The sequence below is a fragment of the Paenibacillus sp. J31P13 genome (assembly GCF_056269295.1).
Genome location: NZ_JBWDNR010000005.1, coordinates 368518 through 386605, shown reverse-complemented (window position 1 = coordinate 386605; position 18088 = coordinate 368518). Strand labels below are relative to the sequence as shown.

At 45.3% G+C, this 18088-nt stretch carries 15 protein-coding genes and 1 other annotated feature; all 15 genes read right to left on the bottom strand.

From position 1 onward, the window contains the following. Positions 1-6 precede the first annotated feature (6 nt). On the bottom strand, positions 7-1392 hold the full coding sequence (locus tag AC0YOD_RS19000) for a bifunctional folylpolyglutamate synthase/dihydrofolate synthase (RefSeq protein WP_475800896.1): 1386 nt from the start codon (positions 1390-1392) through the stop codon (positions 7-9). 31 nt (positions 1393-1423) lie between these two features. Further along, positions 1424-4066, bottom strand: coding sequence for a valine--tRNA ligase (locus tag AC0YOD_RS18995; RefSeq protein ID WP_475800895.1), 2643 nt, complete (start codon positions 4064-4066; stop codon positions 1424-1426). Between the two features lie 57 nt (positions 4067-4123). Continuing rightward, positions 4124-4364, bottom strand: a binding site (T-box leader). Between the two features lie 225 nt (positions 4365-4589). Continuing rightward, on the bottom strand, positions 4590-5984 hold the full coding sequence (locus AC0YOD_RS18990) for a LysM peptidoglycan-binding domain-containing protein (RefSeq protein WP_475800894.1): 1395 nt from the start codon (positions 5982-5984) through the stop codon (positions 4590-4592). Between the two features lie 90 nt (positions 5985-6074). Continuing rightward, entirely contained in the window at positions 6075-7079 is a 1005-nt protein-coding gene (locus AC0YOD_RS18985; protein ID WP_475800893.1) for an RluA family pseudouridine synthase, read from the bottom strand. Positions 7080-7093: 14 nt separating this feature from the next. Further along, entirely contained in the window at positions 7094-8395 is a 1302-nt protein-coding gene (hemL, locus tag AC0YOD_RS18980; protein WP_475800892.1) for a glutamate-1-semialdehyde 2,1-aminomutase, read from the bottom strand. A 4-nt stretch (positions 8396-8399) separates the two neighbouring features. Further along, positions 8400-9398 (bottom strand): porphobilinogen synthase, encoded by a 999-nt coding sequence (gene hemB / locus AC0YOD_RS18975; RefSeq protein ID WP_475800891.1) that lies wholly within the window; start codon positions 9396-9398, stop codon positions 8400-8402. A gap of 17 nt (positions 9399-9415) precedes the next feature. After that, on the bottom strand, positions 9416-10969 hold the full coding sequence (gene cobA, locus AC0YOD_RS18970) for a uroporphyrinogen-III C-methyltransferase (RefSeq protein ID WP_475800890.1): 1554 nt from the start codon (positions 10967-10969) through the stop codon (positions 9416-9418). A 4-nt stretch (positions 10970-10973) separates the two neighbouring features. Further along, positions 10974-11948 carry a hydroxymethylbilane synthase gene (hemC, locus tag AC0YOD_RS18965; protein ID WP_475800889.1) on the bottom strand — a complete coding sequence of 325 codons (975 nt, stop codon included), beginning with the start codon at positions 11946-11948 and terminating at the stop codon, positions 10974-10976. Then, a complete protein-coding gene (locus AC0YOD_RS18960) occupies positions 11948-12592 on the bottom strand; it encodes a precorrin-2 dehydrogenase/sirohydrochlorin ferrochelatase family protein (RefSeq protein ID WP_475800888.1) in 645 nt (214 codons plus the stop codon). The genes hemC and AC0YOD_RS18960 overlap by 1 nt, the downstream gene beginning before the upstream one ends. Positions 12593-12628: 36 nt before the next feature. Then, on the bottom strand, positions 12629-13435 hold the full coding sequence (locus AC0YOD_RS18955; protein WP_475800887.1) for a cytochrome C assembly family protein: 807 nt from the start codon (positions 13433-13435) through the stop codon (positions 12629-12631). A gap of 27 nt (positions 13436-13462) precedes the next feature. Continuing rightward, positions 13463-14845, bottom strand: a complete 1383-nt coding sequence (hemA, locus tag AC0YOD_RS18950) for a glutamyl-tRNA reductase (protein WP_475800886.1) — start codon at positions 14843-14845, stop codon at positions 13463-13465. A gap of 199 nt (positions 14846-15044) precedes the next feature. Continuing rightward, a complete protein-coding gene (gene speD, locus AC0YOD_RS18945; RefSeq protein ID WP_076339082.1) occupies positions 15045-15443 on the bottom strand; it encodes an adenosylmethionine decarboxylase in 399 nt (132 codons plus the stop codon). Positions 15444-15769: 326 nt separating this feature from the next. Further along, positions 15770-16438: a YjgB family protein gene (locus tag AC0YOD_RS18940; RefSeq protein ID WP_475800885.1), complete on the bottom strand. Its 669-nt coding sequence runs from the start codon at positions 16436-16438 to the stop codon at positions 15770-15772. A 188-nt stretch (positions 16439-16626) separates the two neighbouring features. Continuing rightward, positions 16627-17217, bottom strand: coding sequence for a non-ribosomal peptide synthetase module (locus tag AC0YOD_RS18935; RefSeq protein WP_475800884.1), 591 nt, complete (start codon positions 17215-17217; stop codon positions 16627-16629). 272 nt (positions 17218-17489) lie between these two features. Beyond that, positions 17490-18077, bottom strand: a complete 588-nt coding sequence (gene yihA, locus AC0YOD_RS18930) for a ribosome biogenesis GTP-binding protein YihA/YsxC (protein WP_475800883.1) — start codon at positions 18075-18077, stop codon at positions 17490-17492. Between the last annotated feature and the right edge of the window lie 11 nt (positions 18078-18088).

Here is an 18088-nt window from a genome sequence, read left to right as displayed (position 1 = left end):
GACGGTTCACCAACCTTTTTCAGAATCCGAGTTATACAAAATACGAGAGCGAACATCCGCTATCAAATATAGCGTTCCTGTCACAACTCCAAGATCCGTATCCCCGGTTAACTGTTGTAGTTTTTTTAACGCTGTATGCCAATCCTGCTCCACTATCAGCTCGAAAGAATACTCATCAGGCTGCTGCTGACGCATTTCCCGTACCAAATCAGCCATAGCGTTTGCTTCTTTTTTCATCCGAAAATCAGGCTCGGTCACAATTAGCGTATCCACTATTGGTAGTATATGCTTGAGCACATCCTGATGATTCTTATTCTCCAGCATACCCATCATTAGATGTAAACGATCATACTTGTATGTGTTTTTAAGCGCAGCCACTAATGTTTCCGCACCTTCTGGGTTATGGGCGCCATCCAGTAGAATACGTGGTGTTTGCGAGACCATTTCCAGTCTGCCAGGCCATGCTGCAAGCCGAAGTCCCTCTTCCAAAGCTTCATCTTCAACTACAAGAGCATTGTATTGACGAAGCACCTCAAGCGTCATGACGGCAACAGCCGCATTCGTGCGCTGATGTGCACCGTTTAACGTAATCGTTAACGGCTCGATAGTGCGAAACAAGTTATCAAAACGGAAGCTTTGTTCATCCTCGCGAACTGATAATTCTGTTTCATGGAACTGCTCGCCTAGCAAATAAAGCGAGCTTTTCTTGTCCGCAGCCGTTTGTTTAATAACCTCAACCGCTTCGGGCTGTGTTACTCCGCTTACTACCGGAATGCCAGCCTTAATAATACCAGCTTTCTCGCTTGCAACGGCAGCAATCGTATTTCCAAGACGATCCATATGATCATGTCCGATATTCGTAATAACCGATACAACGGGATGAATGATATTCGTTACATCAAGACGCCCGCCAAGCCCTGTCTCCCAAACCACATAATCGGGATAGGTAACCGTCGCATAAAATAGTATCGCCAGCGCTGTTGATACTTCAAACATCGTTGGTGATCCCAAATCTGTTGCAGCTACTTCATCCACATATGGCTTAAGCTCATTTGCAAGCTTCAGCAGTGTCTCTTCTTCAATATCAGCACCGTTATATTGAAAGCGATTCGTAAATTTCGTAATGTATGGTGAGGTAAACGTTCCTACATCATAACCGCTGCGAAGCAGCACGCTTGTTAGAAACGCACAAGTAGAGCCTTTTCCATTCGTGCCTGCAACATGAATAAACTTCAGTCTGCGATGAGGATTGTTCATAAGCTCCATCAGCTTTTCCATACGTTCAAGTCCTGGGCGAATGCCAAATGGGATAAGCCCCGTAATCCAATCAACCGCTTCTGCGTAAGAATGCAGCGGCTCAAGTGGCCGCTGCTCTATTGTTTGATCCGTCATTCTTATCGATCCTTCTTCCGTTTTCTCTATGCTAGCCGCGCAATTCCGCAATTCTAGCAAGAACTTTATCACGTTTATCAGCGTAGTCATTCATTTTGCTGCGTTCCTCTTCAATAACCTTGGCAGGTGCCTTTGCAACGAAGCCTTGATTGCTAAGCTTCTTCTCTACACGCTCAACCTCTGTGTTTAGATGTTGATGCTCCTTCTCCAAACGCATAATTTCCTGTGCGATATCGATAAGGCCAGCAAGCGGCAAGTATAGATCCGCTCCTGTTACGATTGCTGTCATTGCTTTTTCAGGAGCGCTGATATGCATCCCCGTTTCTAGAAGTGAGGTTCCACAGAAACGTTTGATGAACTCTTCATTTCGTGACAAAATGGCTGCTTCTGCTTCACTAGAAGGCTTAATAAGCAATTCGATTTTTTTGCTCATCGGCACATTCACTTCAGCACGGATATTACGAACGGAGCGAATAATCTCCATTAGCAATTCCATTTCCTTAACCGCTTTAGGCGCTTCTAGAGCGGTATCGTATACCGGCCATGCAGCAAGTGTAACGGTATCGCCTTCATGCGGCAAATGCTGCCAAATTTCTTCACTGATATACGGCATGAATGGATGAATAAGACGCTGCGTCCGGTCAAGCACATAAGCCAGTACCGATTGTGTCGCTTTCTTCGCTGCTTCATCTGTACCATAAAGGCTAAGCTTCGCGAATTCAATGTACCAATCACAAAGATCATCCCAGATGAAGTTATAGAGTACACGTCCCGTTTCACCAAATTCATAGCCGTCTATTAGACGAGTTACATCGCGAACGGTCTCATTCAAACGATGCAAAATCCAGCGGTCAGCTGTGCCCAGCTCAACGTTGATATTAACATCTTTGGCTTCAACGCCTTCGAGATTCATAAGAGCGAAACGCGACGCATTCCATATTTTATTGGCAAAGTTACGAGCTTGCTCAACCTTCTCCCAGCGGAAACGCAAATCTTGCCCTGGCGTGCTGCTCGTCGAAATCATATAACGCATGGCATCCGCGCCGTATTTCTCGATAACTTCAAGCGGATCAACACCGTTACCTAATGACTTAGACATTTTCTGTCCTTCTGAATCACGAACAAGCCCATGCATAAGCACATCTTTAAACGGAGGCTCTTCCGTAAATTCTAGCGCCGTAAAGATCATGCGCGCAACCCAGAAGTAAATAATGTCATAACCCGTAACGAGTACATCCGTTGGATAGTAGCGTTTCAAATCCTCAGTCTGATCCGGCCAGCCAAGTGTAGAGAATGGCCATAGCGCAGAGCTGAACCAAGTATCGAGCACGTCATTATCTTGATGAAGATTATCCCCTGTCATATCCTCACGAGAAATATGCATTTCACCAGTAGCATCGTCATACCACGCTGGAATACGATGACCCCACCATAGCTGCCTGGAGATACACCAATCATGAACATTTTCAATCCAGTTCAAATACGTTTTCTCAAAGCGCTCCGGCACAAAATTAACGCCTTTGCCTGCTTTCTGTGCGGCAATCGCAGCTTCGGCAAGCGGCTTCATGGCTACAAACCATTGCGTTGACAAGTAAGGCTCAACAATAGCACCGCTTCGCTCACTATGACCAACCTGATGTACATGGTCTTCAATGCGAATGCAAACACCCTGCTCTTGCAAATCCTTCACCAGCTGCTTGCGGCAATCAGCGCGATCAAGTCCTTGGTATGGACCTGCTTCAGCGTTCATCGTTCCCGTCTCATCCATGACGATGATTTGAGGAAGATTATGTCTTTGTCCTACTTCAAAGTCATTCGGATCATGAGCCGGTGTTATTTTCACAGCGCCTGATCCAAATTCCTTCTCCACATACTCATCAGCAATAATCGGAATCTCACGTCCAACAACCGGCAAAACAATCATTTTTCCGATCAAGTGACTATAGCGTTCATCCTCAGGATGAACAGCTACTGCGGAATCTCCCAGCATCGTTTCCGGACGAGTTGTCGCTACCGTAATGGAACCAGATCCATCCTTAAGCTGATATTGCAAATGATAGAGATGACCGTTAATTTCCTTATGCTCAACTTCAATATCCGAGAGTGCAGTACGTGCTGCTGGATCCCAGTTAATTATTTTTTTACCGCGATAAATGAGCCCTTTCTCGTAAAGACGAACGAACACCTCGCGTACAGCTTTAGACATACCTTCATCTAATGTGAAACGCTCCCTTGAATAATCCAAAGAGAGGCCCATTTTGGCCCATTGCTGGCGGATTGTATTCGCATATTCATCCTTCCACTCCCAAACCTTCTCAAGGAATGCTTCACGCCCAAGATCATAACGAGTAATCCCCTGCTCGCGCAGCTTCTGCTCAACCTTCGTTTGTGTTGCAATACCAGCGTGATCCGAACCCGGAAGCCAAAGCGCATCAAAGCCTTGCATCCGTTTTGTACGAATCAAAATATCCTGCAGCGTAAAATCAAGCGCATGCCCGATATGCAGCATGCCCGTTACATTCGGCGGCGGAATAACAATTGTATACGGCTTTGCTTCTGGGCGTTTTCCTGCCTCAAAATATTTGCCCTGCATCCAGTAATCGTACCATTTCTGCTCAGCTGCCTTAGGATCATAAGTCGTCGGCATTGCCGTTGTCGTTTGATTTTCTGACATGATTTCCATCCTCCATAGATCGATCTACAAAAACAAAAAAAACCTATCGCCCTTATCATAAAGGACGAAAGGTTTAGCTTCCGTGGTACCACCTTTGTTCCATGCGAAAAGCATTCGCATGACACTCAAACAGATAACGGCTGCGGCCGGCCTAAATTGGGCGGAGCACAGGTTGCTCCTACTTGGTTCAGGCAACTCCGGGGCGACTCGTAGCAGTCACATCCTGCAGAACCTCTCAGCGTAACGGTTCCACTCTCTGAAGGCTTCGCTGCGTACTATTCCCCTTCAACGTCGTTAAAACACATATATGCTTAATCATACAATTGTTGCACGGCTTAGTCAACCTAAGTTGCATGCTCTAATAAGCATTATGGTCAGTATTTTCCATCATTATCCTTAATAATGGAAATGACTGTGTGTTTCATACAACTGTAAAGCTAAAATCCCTGCTTATAAAAAAAGATCCCAAAGCCAACGAGGCTTTAGGACCTTTTCCAATAACAATAATGAAGCTGGTTTGCTTCTATGGAATATAAAGCAATTGACCTTCAGATACAGTTGATTCCTGCAAGCGGTTATGAGATATGATCTCTCTTGGATTTAAGCTGTAGCGTAAGGCAATGAGATCAAGCGTCTCGTCTCTTTGCACGATGCACATCCTAATTTTCTTAAATTCATTATCCTCGGACCGTTTTCCAAGAAAAAGATTTTTCCACTCAATCTCATCACCCGATGCTTGTACTCGCGCTTCCTCGGCTGCAAGCTGCTGGGCTATAACGACATCCTCCGCTGCTTGACGGGCAGCTTGCTCTCTCCTACTCGTCTGCAGCAGTGTTTGTATACCCACATTTGGTGCTGGCGTTCCGCTCTGTTCAGGCTGCTTGCTGGCAATCGCAATCCGAGGCTCTTGCTTCTCCACTACAGGTTCTTTTACCTGCAACCGTTCCTGCTCCTGTTCAAAGCTTTGACTCAGCTCTGCTTCTTGCAGCTGCGCTGCTTGCCTTTCCTGCTCTTGTCTCTCAAACGCAGCTCCATCCACTTCACTATCATCAGCCTGAGAGCTGAAAGATTCGGTCTGCACGGGTGATATATCGCCAAAGGAGCTGGATAACCACCCTTCATTGCTTGTTTGTTGTGAAGCTATTGTGATTTCACGGTCTGCCTCTTGAACGGCTTCCTCTTCTGGGAACTCAGCTTGCTCGATTTCCTCTTCAGTCGCCTCTTCTTCATTGTTTCGACCTGAATTTGAAGCAAACAAATTTGATGAGGACCAGCCAATTTCCGGTGATGCTGATGAAATCTTGACAATCGCCTCTGATTCATCCGACGGTTCCGGTTCTTGCTGATAAGAAAGCTCGGCTTCCTCTTCCTCAGCAATGTATAATTCCTCCGGTATGTAAGATTGTTCATTGTAGACGGTTTGTCTGTTGATTTCCTCTGCTTCTTCTGCTTCTTCTGCATCTTCTGAACCTTCAGCATCCTCATTCATTTCACGTTGATGCACCACAGTGAATGGTTCCTCGCGCCATGCCTCCTCCTGTTCTAGGACGGGTTGAGCCGAAATACCACGCAAGGACAAGACACCTGTTACGTTTAATGTACGAGATGATAATAAATCAACATCAAAATTATCGATTTCAATCGAAATATCGTCCAACCGAGTAATTCGATTCATAGGCAGCGTAATTTCGACGGGAATCCAGTGCTCCAGCGTAAGCGGTGCTTCTAAATCATTTTGACTTCTATATACTCCGCTTAAGAGCAGTTGCCCTTTCAGCACAGCATGATCTCCTTGATCGATGACTTGAATACGCGGAACTAGCTCAATCTCCTCCAACTCGTCGATTGCCGCAACATCATCGGGCAAATGGACGCGTTCATACACATCAAAGCGTAATCCGTTCGTTTGATCCGACACGTCTAAGTCCTCCCTTCTCATACTGAATGCTTGGGCTAACATTTACATTCACTACTTATCTATATGGCTGGAAGGGCAGGAGCATGACTATCAATTTGATCGGATATTAGCGTTTTGTGCAAGCTTTATCAACCAATCCGGCCATGGTGCTGAAGCTTCGATCATTTCATTCGTCCAAGGGTGGGGAAAAAGCAGTTTTTCACCATGCAGCGCTTGATGCGGAAGCAGACGAGAATCTCCTCCATACAAGGCATCACCAACGAGAGGATGTCCGATATGACTCATATGCACACGTATTTGATGGGTTCGTCCTGTCTCTAGCTTTACTCGAAGAAAAGTGAAGGCTGAACCTACTTCTACAACCTCATAATGGGTAACAGCCTGCTCGCCGCTCTCCGTTACACGACGCCTTGAACGATGATGCCTATCTTTACCAATGGGCAGATTAACCGTTCCTGAGGACTTCATACCTTTGCCATGTACGACAGCTATATAATGTCTATCAATATTTTTAAATCGCATAGCCTCATCAAGCTTCCACTGAGCCAAATCGTTTTTGGCGTATAAAACAGGACCTGACGTATCATCATCCAGCCTATGGATATGTCGAACCGTTAAGGGATCGCCAATCTGAAGCTGATGTCTTGCAGCAGCTTCATCCAAAGTCCCAAGCTCCCCAGGGACTGATTCATGGACAGGCATCCCTGCGGGCTTAAAGAAGACGATGCAAAAATCATCCTCATACAGCACCTGAGGTGCCTCTAGCTTAGAGGGTATCAGCGCCTTGCGATACAGAGGATCCTTCTGCGGATCTACTGCTGGGAAAGCTAGTAATCGAAGAGTATCATCCTCGAGCTGAATGCCTCCAATTGAAAACAACCGATTGATCCATTTCTGCGGAAATAAAGAACGGGCCAGCAGCCACTGCCGCACAAGATGCGGATGACTGCCAGCCCGCGGCTGAGCAAGCTCCGGCGTATGAGCCGAAGCTTTTTCCGTATAAGGATCAATGGCTTTTGTATGGGACGAGAGAGCAAGACTTGACCATACTAGCTCAAGCCACTGCCCGTTCCGCTTTACTCCACCATTTATCATAACTAACAACCTTCCTACAAACGACTGAACGCTATATCATGCGCCGCTATTGTTGCTTCAATATCTTCATCCGTATGGACAGCTGAGACGAACATTCCTTCAAACTGTGAAGGCGCTATACTCACACCCAAATCAAGCATGGATGCAAAATAAGCCTTAAATCGCTCAAGATCCGATGTTTTTGCTGTCTCGAAGTTAATGACATACGTATCGGTGAAAAATGGGCAAACCATGGACCCAACACGGTTAATCGTGTTTGCAATGCCATGCTTGCGAGCATTTGCTTCAAAACCAAGCTGCAATTTAGTCGCTTGACGCTCCAATCCCTCATAAACCTGAGGTGTAAGCAGCTTCAAGGTTGTGTAACCCGCTACCATCGCAAGCGGATTGCCTGACAACGTGCCTGCTTGATAGATTGGACCGCTAGGTGCAATCTGCTCCATCAGCTCTCTCTTGCCGCCGTAAGCACCTACAGGTAAGCCTCCACCGATCACTTTACCAAAGCAAGTCAGATCTGGTGTTACGCCGTACAGACCCTGTGCACAGTTGTAACCAACGCGGAAGCCCGTCATGACCTCATCGAAAATAAGAATGGTTCCGTATTTCGTTGTGATGTCGCGCAGCCCTTGAAGAAAACCTGGCAATGGAGGCACAACGCCCATATTGCCTGCAATCGGCTCTACGATAACACATGCGATCTCTTCGCCAAATTTTTCAAATGCTAGCTTTACGGATTCGATATCATTGTAAGGCACAGTCAGCGTATGAGCAGCTACATGCTCTGGCACACCCGGACTGTCAGGCAAGCCAAGCGTGGCCACCCCTGATCCCGCTTTGATGAGCAAGCTGTCTGCATGTCCATGATAAGAACCTTCAAATTTTAAAATTTTGTTCCGTTTCGTATATCCGCGCGCCAAACGAAGTGCGCTCATCGTTGCTTCCGTACCGGAATTAACCATTCTTACGATATCAACAGAAGGGACACGCTCAACTACGAGCTCCGCCATTAATGTCTCCAGCTCGGTTGGAGCGCCAAAGCTTGTTCCCTTCTCTGCTGTCCGTTTGATCGCATCAATGACTTCAGGATGAGCATGGCCCATGATAAGCGGACCCCAAGAAGCAATATAATCAATATAGCTGTTGCCATCAATATCATAGATGCGACTGCCAATACCATGATCCATATATACGGGATTCAATCCAACTGATTTGAAAGCACGAACTGGACTGTTCACTCCGCCAGGCATTACTTTTTTGGCTCTCGCAAATGCCTCTACTGACCGTTCATCATTTCTAAGGGTAGACTTTTCACTCATTGGTTTACTCCTCTCCTTTGATCCAGCGAGCTGCATCCTTGGCATGGTACGTTATAATCAAATCTGCTCCGGCGCGCTTCATTCCAGTCAACGTTTCGAGCACGATATCACGCTCATTAATCCAGCCGTTCGCAGCTGCAGCCTTCACCATGGAGTATTCTGCACTCACGTTATAAGCGGCAACGGGCAAATTATATTTATCCTTAAGCAATCTTAAAATATCCAAATACGCTAGAGCCGGCTTTACCATAAGCATGTCAGCGCCTTCTGCGATATCTGATTCTGCTTCGCGAAGCGCTTCGCGAACGTTAGCAGGATCCATTTGATACGTCTTCCGGTCACCGAACTGAGGCGCTGAATGCGCTGCGTCACGGAATGGGCCATAGTAGGCCGAAGCGAATTTTACAGAATAGGACAAAATAGCAATATCGCTGTATCCAGCATCATCCAAACCTTGGCGGATAGCGAGTACGAAGCCATCCATCATATTGGATGGAGCGATAATATCTGCGCCGGCTTCCGCTTGAGAAACAGCCGTTTGCACTAACAAATCCAATGAGGAATCATTATCAATTTCAGCTGCTCCTGTCTCTTCATGCACATGAACGACTCCGCAATGGCCATGGTCCGTAAATTGACATAAGCAGGTATCTGCAATGACAACAAGCTCAGGAGCCCATTTTTTAATAGCTCTGATGGCTTGCTGCACAATGCCATTGGAATCGAAAGCAGAAGTTCCGATAGCATCCTTAGACTCAGGCAAGCCAAATACGAGAACGGACTGAATGCCTAATGCGACTACCTCACGGATTTCTTCTTCCAGCAAATCCATTGATAAATGATAAATTCCCGGCATGGAAGGAATCTCTTCCTTAACATTTTGACCATAGGTAACAAAGATCGGATAAATTAAATCATTTACACTCAAAACCGTTTCTCTTACTAGACTCCGAAGTGCTGCTGATCGGCGTAATCTACGATTTCTAACTGTTGGAAATTGCATGAAAATCTCTTCCTTCCTTACGATACATGGTTATTTGTTTGCTGAAATTGGACGAGTGATAGCAGTAAAGCATCCAGTGTAGAGTCCTCAGGTTCAATGCTTACAGATAAGCCAGCATCTCTTACAGTCTTAGACGTTAGCGGACCGATACTGGCGATAGGTATATCAGAGAGCAGCTCGACTGGATTTGCGATCCCTCTCCGTCTTAATACCTCAAGCAGATTCGTTACAGTAGATGAACTCGTAAATGTGATCATGTGAATTTCTTTCTCCCGCAGCCACTCCAGTGCAAATTCATCCTGATCCTCGGCTAGTACGGTTTCATAAACATCTATTTCAATAGGTATAAGTCCCTTGGCTTTCAGTTCACGCGGCAGCACTTCACGAGCTAGATCACCACGCGGCAGCAGTACACGTTCACCCTGTATGAGCTCGCTATCGAGCTTCTCCAGCAATCCCTCTGCGTGGAACTTAAGGGGAAGCTCTTCTATAGTCAAACCGCGCTGTATAAGCGCCTCTGCTGTCTTCGGACCCACAGCTGCAATTTTTGCGGAGTGAAATCTTCTAATATCAATTCCAAATTTACGCAGCCAGCGAAAAAAGTAATCTACGCCATTTACGCTTGTAAAAATGATCCATTGATAGGCTTCTGCTTCCTCAAGCTGCACTCGAAGATTTTCGACAGCCGCTGCCTCAGAAGGCTCCCTCGTTTCAATAACAGGGAATTCGCAAGGCTCGCCTCCAAGCGCTTCGATCTGGTCTGCTAGCTCGCTTGCCTGCGCTCTTGCGCGTGTAACAAGTATTCTTACACCAAAGAGCGGCTTGCGCTCATACCATTGCAGCTTCTCCCTCTGCAGGACAACTTCGCCTACAACGATAACGGCAGGCGGCTGAAAATTCGCTGCCTTAACGATTGCTTCAATTGTCTCAAGTGTGCCAACAATCGTCCGCTGCTCAACCCTTGTTCCCCAGCGGATTAACGCTACAGGTGTCTGAGGCGGCTTGCCATGTTTGATTAGCTGGTCCGCAATATAGCCAATTTTGGCCACACCCATTAAAAAAATAAGTGTACCCGTCGCATTCGTTACTTTATCCCAGTGAATAGAGCGATCAAGCTTGTCCGGACTTTCATGGCCGGTAATAATGGATAAGGAAGAGGCTAAGTCTCGGTGAGTAACCGGAATCCCTGCATAGGCCGGTACAGCGATTGCTGACGTTATGCCAGGTATGATTTCAAATTCAATGCCATTATCATACAAGAGCTCTGCTTCTTCACCAACTCGTCCAAAAATAGTTGGATCACCGCCTTTAAGACGGGTTACAGTCTTGCCCTCCAAAGCCAAATCTACAAGAAGCTGATTAATCTCCTCTTGCTTCATGGTGTGGCGATCAGGCAGCTTGCCCACGTAGATTTTCTCAGTACCCGGCTTAACATACCTTAGCAATCTAGGACTAGCTAACCGATCATATACAACCACATCGCATAGCTTTAAGCATTCCAGACCTCGCACGGTAATCAGCTTGGGATCACCGGGTCCTGCACCTACTAAGTATACTTTCCCCTTATCCAAGTGGTTAGCCCCCAATTTCCGCTAGAATACGATCCGCTCCGCGTGCAATCAGAGCATCCGCAACGTCACGTCCAAGCTGCTCAGGATCCGTTCCTTGCATCATTTCCTTCAGCAATACTGCTCCATCAGGAGAGCCAACCATACCAGTCATAATGAGCTGGCGCTCTTTATTTCCTGAAACTTCCTTCTCGTCCCCTAATACGCAGTACGCACCAATCGGAACCTGGCAGCCGCCATTTAGAGCACCTAGGAAGCTTCGTTCTGCACGTACAGTAAGAGCTGTATCCGTATCATTGAATAATGCAAGCAGCTCCCGAATCCCCTCATCACTCTCGCGGCACTCAATACCAAGCGCACCTTGACCGACAGCAGGCAAACATACATCTACCGGAATAAGTGCGGATATCCGATCTTCCCAGCCCATACGAGTAAGCCCTGCCGCTGCAAGTACAACCGCATCAAAGCCCTCTGTCTCAAGCTTGCGAATGCGTGAATCGATGTTGCCCCTTATCGACTCAAGCTTAAGATCAGGTCTTGCATGCTTGATTTGGCAAGAACGACGCAAGCTGCTTGTTCCAACGCGTGCGCCAAGCGGTAGATCTCCCAAGCTTCCCCCATCGCGCGTGACTAAGCAATCTCTAGGATCAACACGTTTGGGAATCGCGCCGTTTATTAAACCTTCCGGCAGTACAAAAGGCATATCCTTCATACTGTGTACAGCCATATCAATATCGCCATCAACCAGTGCTTGTTCGATTTCTTTTACAAACAGCCCTTTTCCGCCTACTTTTGACAATGTAACATCAAGGATACGATCACCCTTTGTTACGATCTTTTTCACTTCAAACGTATAATCAAAGCCATGCTTCTCACTGATGCGTTTCAATTCATCAATCACTTGTCCCGTTTGCGTTAATGCCAATGCGCTTTGTCTTGTTCCTACTACGATTACTCGTTGCCCATTATTTGTTGCCGCCATTATGCACGCCCCCTATGTATACGATGCTGCAGGCTTTGAAGCCATTCATCGATATCAAAATTAGTTCGAGTCAGCTCTTCGGACTCTTCTGCCGCCAGCCTCAACACCAATTGCCGTTCTTCATCATCCAACATGCTTGCCATTACAAGCTGACGTAGTTTTCGCAGACGTGCCGTTATTTCCTCATAGCGATGTGGATATTGTGCTTCGAGCTCCTGCTTAATCCGCTTAGACAACGCTGGACTTGCTCCGGATGCCGTAACCGCAAGCAGCAAGTCACCTCTTCGTACGACAGAAGGCGATATAAAGCTGCTCCTGTCCATCTCATCTGCGGTATTAACCAATGTGCCAAATCGCTCTGCATGACTTGCAATTGCTTCATTGACCAACTTGTCATCCGTAGCCGCGAAAATCAACCATGCGTCGCGTGCATCCTCTTCCATGTACTCACGTCGCTCTATGCTAATCTTTCCTTGCGCTTCAAGTTGAACCATCTTCGGAGTAACGGAAGGACTTATCACTAATACGTTATTCGCCCCTGCATCCAATAGGCCAAGCAGCTTGCGTTCTGCAATTTTTCCTCCACCAATTATGACACAAGCTTTGTCACGAATCTGTAAAATAATCGGATAATAGCCATTCATACGATCGGCTCCTCTGCAAATTGCCTTGTGCGTCCTTTAGTGAAAGGAAGAATAGTAATTAGATAATAAATTTAATATCAGCATACCAAAGGAAAAGATGTAGAGCCTAGCAATTTGCATGCCAGGACGTCGCAGCATGGCCCGCTGGTAGATATAGATGATGTACATAATTAAGGTCGCAAAGGAAGTAAGCACTTTCCAATCCAGCAGCAATGACAATCGGTCTTCAACAATCAAAGAAATAACAGCGATTGCCAGCGACATAGCCAGAAGCGGTACACCGATGATGACTGCTCGATCACCATAACGCTCAATCATGTCAAGGCTTGGCAATCTGCGTACAAAATTAGACCAGCGTTTCCGTTTCAATTGATTATGAAGGAATAAGTACATACCCGCAAATAGCGCTCCTATCGTAAGGGCAGCGTAGGCACATAGAACGAGACTAATGTGTATATATAATAGCTCTCTCGTCGTTTTCCATACGGCCAATGATTCGCCGCGGCCCTGATTGCTGTATAAATTGAGCGCTAACACTGCAAAACCAATTACATTTACAAAAAAGACGATAAATTCGATTTTAAAGAACCTGCTCAGCACCAAGGAAATCGTAACGAGGAGCCAAGAAAAACCTAGCCAATACTCAAAAGACGTAACGGATGTCAACTGTAAATGAGAAACAATCCTGAAAACCAAATAACCAGTCTGCAACATCCAAACAAAAATAAGCAGCCCTGTACCCATCCGTTTCGCTCTCTGACTCGCATTAATGAAGTCAGAGAAATAAAACAGCAGGCTCAGGGCGTAGATATAAATTATCGCATCATATAACCAGTTTTGCATTGCCATAGTTCCTCCACATTGCCGCCTCTATCTTGTAATGGGTGCTAACAACACCGCAGCTGCTTGGGATTGAACATTTTTCTTATGGGCTGCAACGGCAGTTTCTGTTGCCGCTTCAAGCTCTGCTTGACGCGTAGTAGCGAGTTGATCCTCCAGCGCAAACAGCTTCACAAACATATCCATCGCATCATCAGCTCGTTTCTCACCAGCCATTTCCTTAATGCGCAATATAGGATCCTGCATCATTTGGTTCACGATGCTCTTGGTTAGCTTCCGAATGACTTTGAGCTCATGCTCTCCAAGATCAGGAAGCTTATTCGTTAAGCTGTTCATCGTTTCCTCATGAACGTCTGCTGCTTTCGTTTGCAAGGCTCGAATTAATGGAACGACACCCAGTGTCTTGTACCATTGTTGGTATAAATCAATCTCTTCGGTAATCATGGCTTCGATCTTAGCAGCCTCCATCCGGCGATGCTCTAGATTGCTCTCCACAATACCCTCCAAATCATCAATATCATATAGGAACACGTTATCGACCGCCGCAATGGAAGGATCCAAATCACGTGGCACCGCGATATCAATCATAAACAAAGGTTTTGCTTTGCGCTTTTGCATAGCCGCAGCGACCTGTTGACGTTTCAGTACATATCCGTCTGAGCCTGTCGAGCTTATTATGATATCTGCTTCATGCAGTTTCTCAGCCGCTTCTTCCATCGACCAAGCAACGCCATTAAACTTGTCTGCAAGCTTCACTGCTCGGTCATACGTCCGATTCACGACAATGACGCGCTCCGCACCATTTGAATACAAATGCTTCGCTGTAAGCTCACTCGTTTCGCCTGCGCCTATTACCATAACGCTTTTTTTGTTGAATTGGCCAAATATCCGCTTGCCTAGCTCAACTGCCGCATAGCTGACAGAGACCGCTGACTCTCCGATGGACGTTTCGGTGTGGGCTCTCTTCGCCATCGTCACAGCCTGCTTAAATAACATATTGAACATCGTTCCAGTAGTCTTCTGCTGTTGTGCCAGCATGAAAGCATCCTTCACTTGTCCTAAAATTTGAGTTTCACCGATGACCATAGAATCAAGTCCGCTTGTTACACGAAATAGATGGTCAATCGCTTTCTCATCCTCATACATATATAAATGATTCGTAAATTCCTGTCTCGGCAATTTGAACCATTTCTCCATAAAGCTGCGAATATAATGCCCGCATAAGTGATGTCTGTCTACAACGGCGTATAATTCCGTGCGATTGCAGGTCGCTACTATAACACATTCCATTATGCTTTGTGTCTGTAAGAGCTGCTTTAGCGCTTCTGGTAGATCTCGCTCCGCGAACGCAAACTGTTCTCTTACTTCTACTGGAGCCGTTCGATAATTCAGTCCTACCGAAATAATGTGCATGCGCGGTCACCTGCCTCCTTCTCTAGTGTGTCTCAGCTACTAATGTCAACGATAAGTATAGCATAGTTAAACATTCAGATAATGTTCATTTATGAATAATGTTTGAAAAATACAATCTCATTATTCCCTATTTAAGCAAAGAAATAACCATGGATGTAATCCATGGTTATTTCTTTATGATTAATTAATTTTAAAGCTCTTAAACGAGCTCAGTTTGTTTCATTTTTGGTTCTTCTACTTGCAATTCGCCCATACCGCGTACAAGCTTCTTCGCGTAAGTTGCTTTTGGTTTCAGCACAGCTAGCATGTAATCGATCGCAAGCTGAGGATCAACAGTTTCACCGCAGGTATAACAGTCTAAAGCGGCAAAGCCTCTCTCTGGATACGTATGAATCGAGAGGTGACTCTCCGACAACAGCACGAGCACAGTTGCTCCTTGAGGATCGAATTGCTTTGCTTGAACCGACATTACAGTAGCTCCGCATGCTTCAGCAGCCTCTACCATGTGTGATTGCAAAAATTCAGCGCTGTTCAGTAGATCAAAGTCTACACCCCAAGTATCAACAGCAACGTGTCTTCCGAAAGTTGAGTATTCCATCTTCCGGTTCCCCCTTCCTAGGAATAAAATGTTTGAAAAATTTCATCCGCTAGGACCTACGTCATTCACTTCTCGAGGGATAAATCTCTCGCAACATAACTATGTCCTGAGTGAATCCTGGTTCCTATTATTGTTTTTAAGAATCATTTCAACGAGAATAAAAATAACATCTATCCGCAATAAATGCAATAGTTTTTTTTCAAATATTAGTAAACGAATCATACATGCTTATACTTTGGTTATTCTCAACAGAAACTCCAACCATTCCCTCATTTACCCCGTTCTCAATGTATGACAGGCGAGCTTATCCCGCTACAACTAGCGAACTAACCCGCCATATTATTTTTGGCGTCCTTTGGACTAAAGACTGAAATATGATCAACCTTGCCGCTCGATTGCGGAATAATAAATTTTAATTGAAATTGATCGTTAACCTCGTACATATAAATGTCATCTTTCCCATTAACCGTCTTCTCATCCCCTTTACCAAGCTGAGCTTCAATATCTTTCAGCGTTATTTTTTGAAGCTTGCTCTCGTATGACCTGACATCGAAAACAATTAAACCTTTGTTATAACCGAATGTAATTCCTTTATTTTCATATACCGCATAGATGCCTTTTCCTGCCGTTTCATTGGAGTCAGGCTTGCCCCAATTTTTCTCAATTTCGTCAAATAAAGCTGTTGATGCGGCATAACTACAGTTCGGAACCTTCCCTTTTTTCGCTAAATCATGAATGGAATCGATTAAAACGGCTGTCTCCGAACGCTCATCTTCTTTTTTATCATCATCTTTATCTTCTGCAGGCTCTTTAGTTGGCTCTATGGAAGGCTCGACGGTCGGTTCAGTGCTAGGTGCTGTCGGAGCTTCTGTAATCGCTGGCGGGGTTTGCTGAACAGCTGGGTCTTCATTATTGCTGCTGCACGCTGTCAATGACAAGGAAAGAGCAAACGTAATGCCTACTGCAAACTGCTTAAACCGCTGTTTTTGATTCATAATAAATCATCTCCCATTATTTTCTAAGGTGTCTCTCATCTAAGAAGGGCTCATCCATCCTACAACTTTATTAACTGCTAAAGGATTCAATTAGTTGCACTTTTTTCGAAAAGAGGAGATTTGACACACAAATGAAGTCCAAAAAAAAAGAGAAGCCATTTGGAATGGCTCCCCCTTTATTTCATTTTTTAAGCCTCGAGCACAAATAATTTATGCGTTAAGCCTTTCAACCGCAGGTCAATCTCTTCGATTTCTTTCGCATTTTTCATTTGGTTGCGAAGATCGAGAAGCTCATTGACAGCATTGTTTATCAGATTGATTTCTCTCTCAATCAATCGACTTTTGAATACACGTTCCAGCTGACCGAGCGTATCTTTAAATTCAAATACGATACGTTCACCTGTGTTGGAACTTTCAACAATTTTTAGAACGGAACCGTTCCTATAATGATAGATCATCGTATAATGACTGTAGATTCGGTTGACGATCGCGTTGCCTCGGAAAGCAGTAACTGCTTTGCGCATTGCATTGGTCAGCCTTGGTCCAACAAGACGGCAAGAAAGTTCGCATACATAATAAGCTTGATGACGTTCAAAGGTCAATCGGACTTCTTCCCTCCCTGCCACATCTTCGAGAACGAGCTCCTGGTTTCCATTGTCGAGCACTAATACCTGAAGGCATATTTGCTGCTCTTCAAACAGTCGGATAAACTCAGCCATCTCTTCATTCGTCAATTGCAGTTTGGCATTTACATACTCTGTGGCTAGCCGCTTAGCCATAAAAATCTCCTCAATTCTTTGAACTTGCACGCTTTAGATTTTAGATCTTTACAAGAGCGATCTTCAAGATTCACAAATGCCCTCATATTTCTCTTCTCAATGATTCCTCTACGTTTTGCTTAAGTATATTATACGTGATCTCAACATTTTATTCCTGTCGTCCGTTCCCGATATTCTCCCATATTCCACAAAATAACGGAGGAATTCACGAGGAAAGCCGACTATTTCACTGTATCCTCTGATTTATATAAGAACTTACAGCACTTGCTACCTTATGTTGCAATCGCTTCAGAGATTACAGTCCAAAGTTCTTCTCGGCCAAGACCTGTTTCAGATGAGAATAACACGATTGAATCTCTAGGATCCGCTTCAAGCGTCGTCTTAATCATCTTAATGTGTTTGTCCCATTTTGACCTCGGAATTTTATCTGCTTTCGTCATAACGATGCAGGTCGGTATTTCATAATGCTTCAGCCACTTGTACATGAGTTGATCCTGCTGCGACGGCTCATGACGGATATCAATGACAAGTAACTGGAGCTTCAAAGGCTCCCGATCGCGAATATATCTTTCGATCATTTCACCAAACTGTTCCCGCTGCGTTTTGGAAACCTTTGCATAGCCATATCCCGGAAAGTCAACAAAATAGATGATATCATTGACTCTGTAATAATTCAGCTGCTGCGTCTTACCTGGCTGCGAGCTGGTTCGAGCTAGGTTCTTTCGTAAAATCAGCTTATTAATTAAGGATGATTTCCCGACATTCGAACGCCCTGCCAGAGCTATCTCTGGCAAGGCGTCCTCTGGATATTGGTGAGGCTTTACTGCGCTAATAACGAATTCTGCTTGTGTAATTTTCATAAAATCGATGT

Coding starts and splice junctions, on each gene's coding strand:
- AC0YOD_RS19000 (WP_475800896.1), bottom strand. CDS start 1,392: ATGACGGATCAAACAATAGAGCAGCGGCCACTTGAGCCGCTGCATTCT.
- AC0YOD_RS18995 (WP_475800895.1), bottom strand. CDS start 4,066: ATGTCAGAAAATCAAACGACAACGGCAATGCCGACGACTTATGATCCT.
- AC0YOD_RS18985 (WP_475800893.1), bottom strand. CDS start 7,079: ATGATAAATGGTGGAGTAAAGCGGAACGGGCAGTGGCTTGAGCTAGTA.
- hemL (WP_475800892.1), bottom strand. CDS start 8,395: ATGAGTGAAAAGTCTACCCTTAGAAATGATGAACGGTCAGTAGAGGCA.
- hemB (WP_475800891.1), bottom strand. CDS start 9,398: ATGCAATTTCCAACAGTTAGAAATCGTAGATTACGCCGATCAGCAGCA.
- hemC (WP_475800889.1), bottom strand. CDS start 11,948: ATGGCGGCAACAAATAATGGGCAACGAGTAATCGTAGTAGGAACAAGA.
- AC0YOD_RS18960 (WP_475800888.1), bottom strand. CDS start 12,592: ATGAATGGCTATTATCCGATTATTTTACAGATTCGTGACAAAGCTTGT.
- AC0YOD_RS18955 (WP_475800887.1), bottom strand. CDS start 13,435: ATGCAAAACTGGTTATATGATGCGATAATTTATATCTACGCCCTGAGC.
- hemA (WP_475800886.1), bottom strand. CDS start 14,845: ATGCACATTATTTCGGTAGGACTGAATTATCGAACGGCTCCAGTAGAA.
- speD (WP_076339082.1), bottom strand. CDS start 15,443: ATGGAATACTCAACTTTCGGAAGACACGTTGCTGTTGATACTTGGGGT.
- AC0YOD_RS18940 (WP_475800885.1), bottom strand. CDS start 16,438: ATGAATCAAAAACAGCGGTTTAAGCAGTTTGCAGTAGGCATTACGTTT.
- AC0YOD_RS18935 (WP_475800884.1), bottom strand. CDS start 17,217: ATGGCTAAGCGGCTAGCCACAGAGTATGTAAATGCCAAACTGCAATTG.
- yihA (WP_475800883.1), bottom strand. CDS start 18,077: ATGAAAATTACACAAGCAGAATTCGTTATTAGCGCAGTAAAGCCTCAC.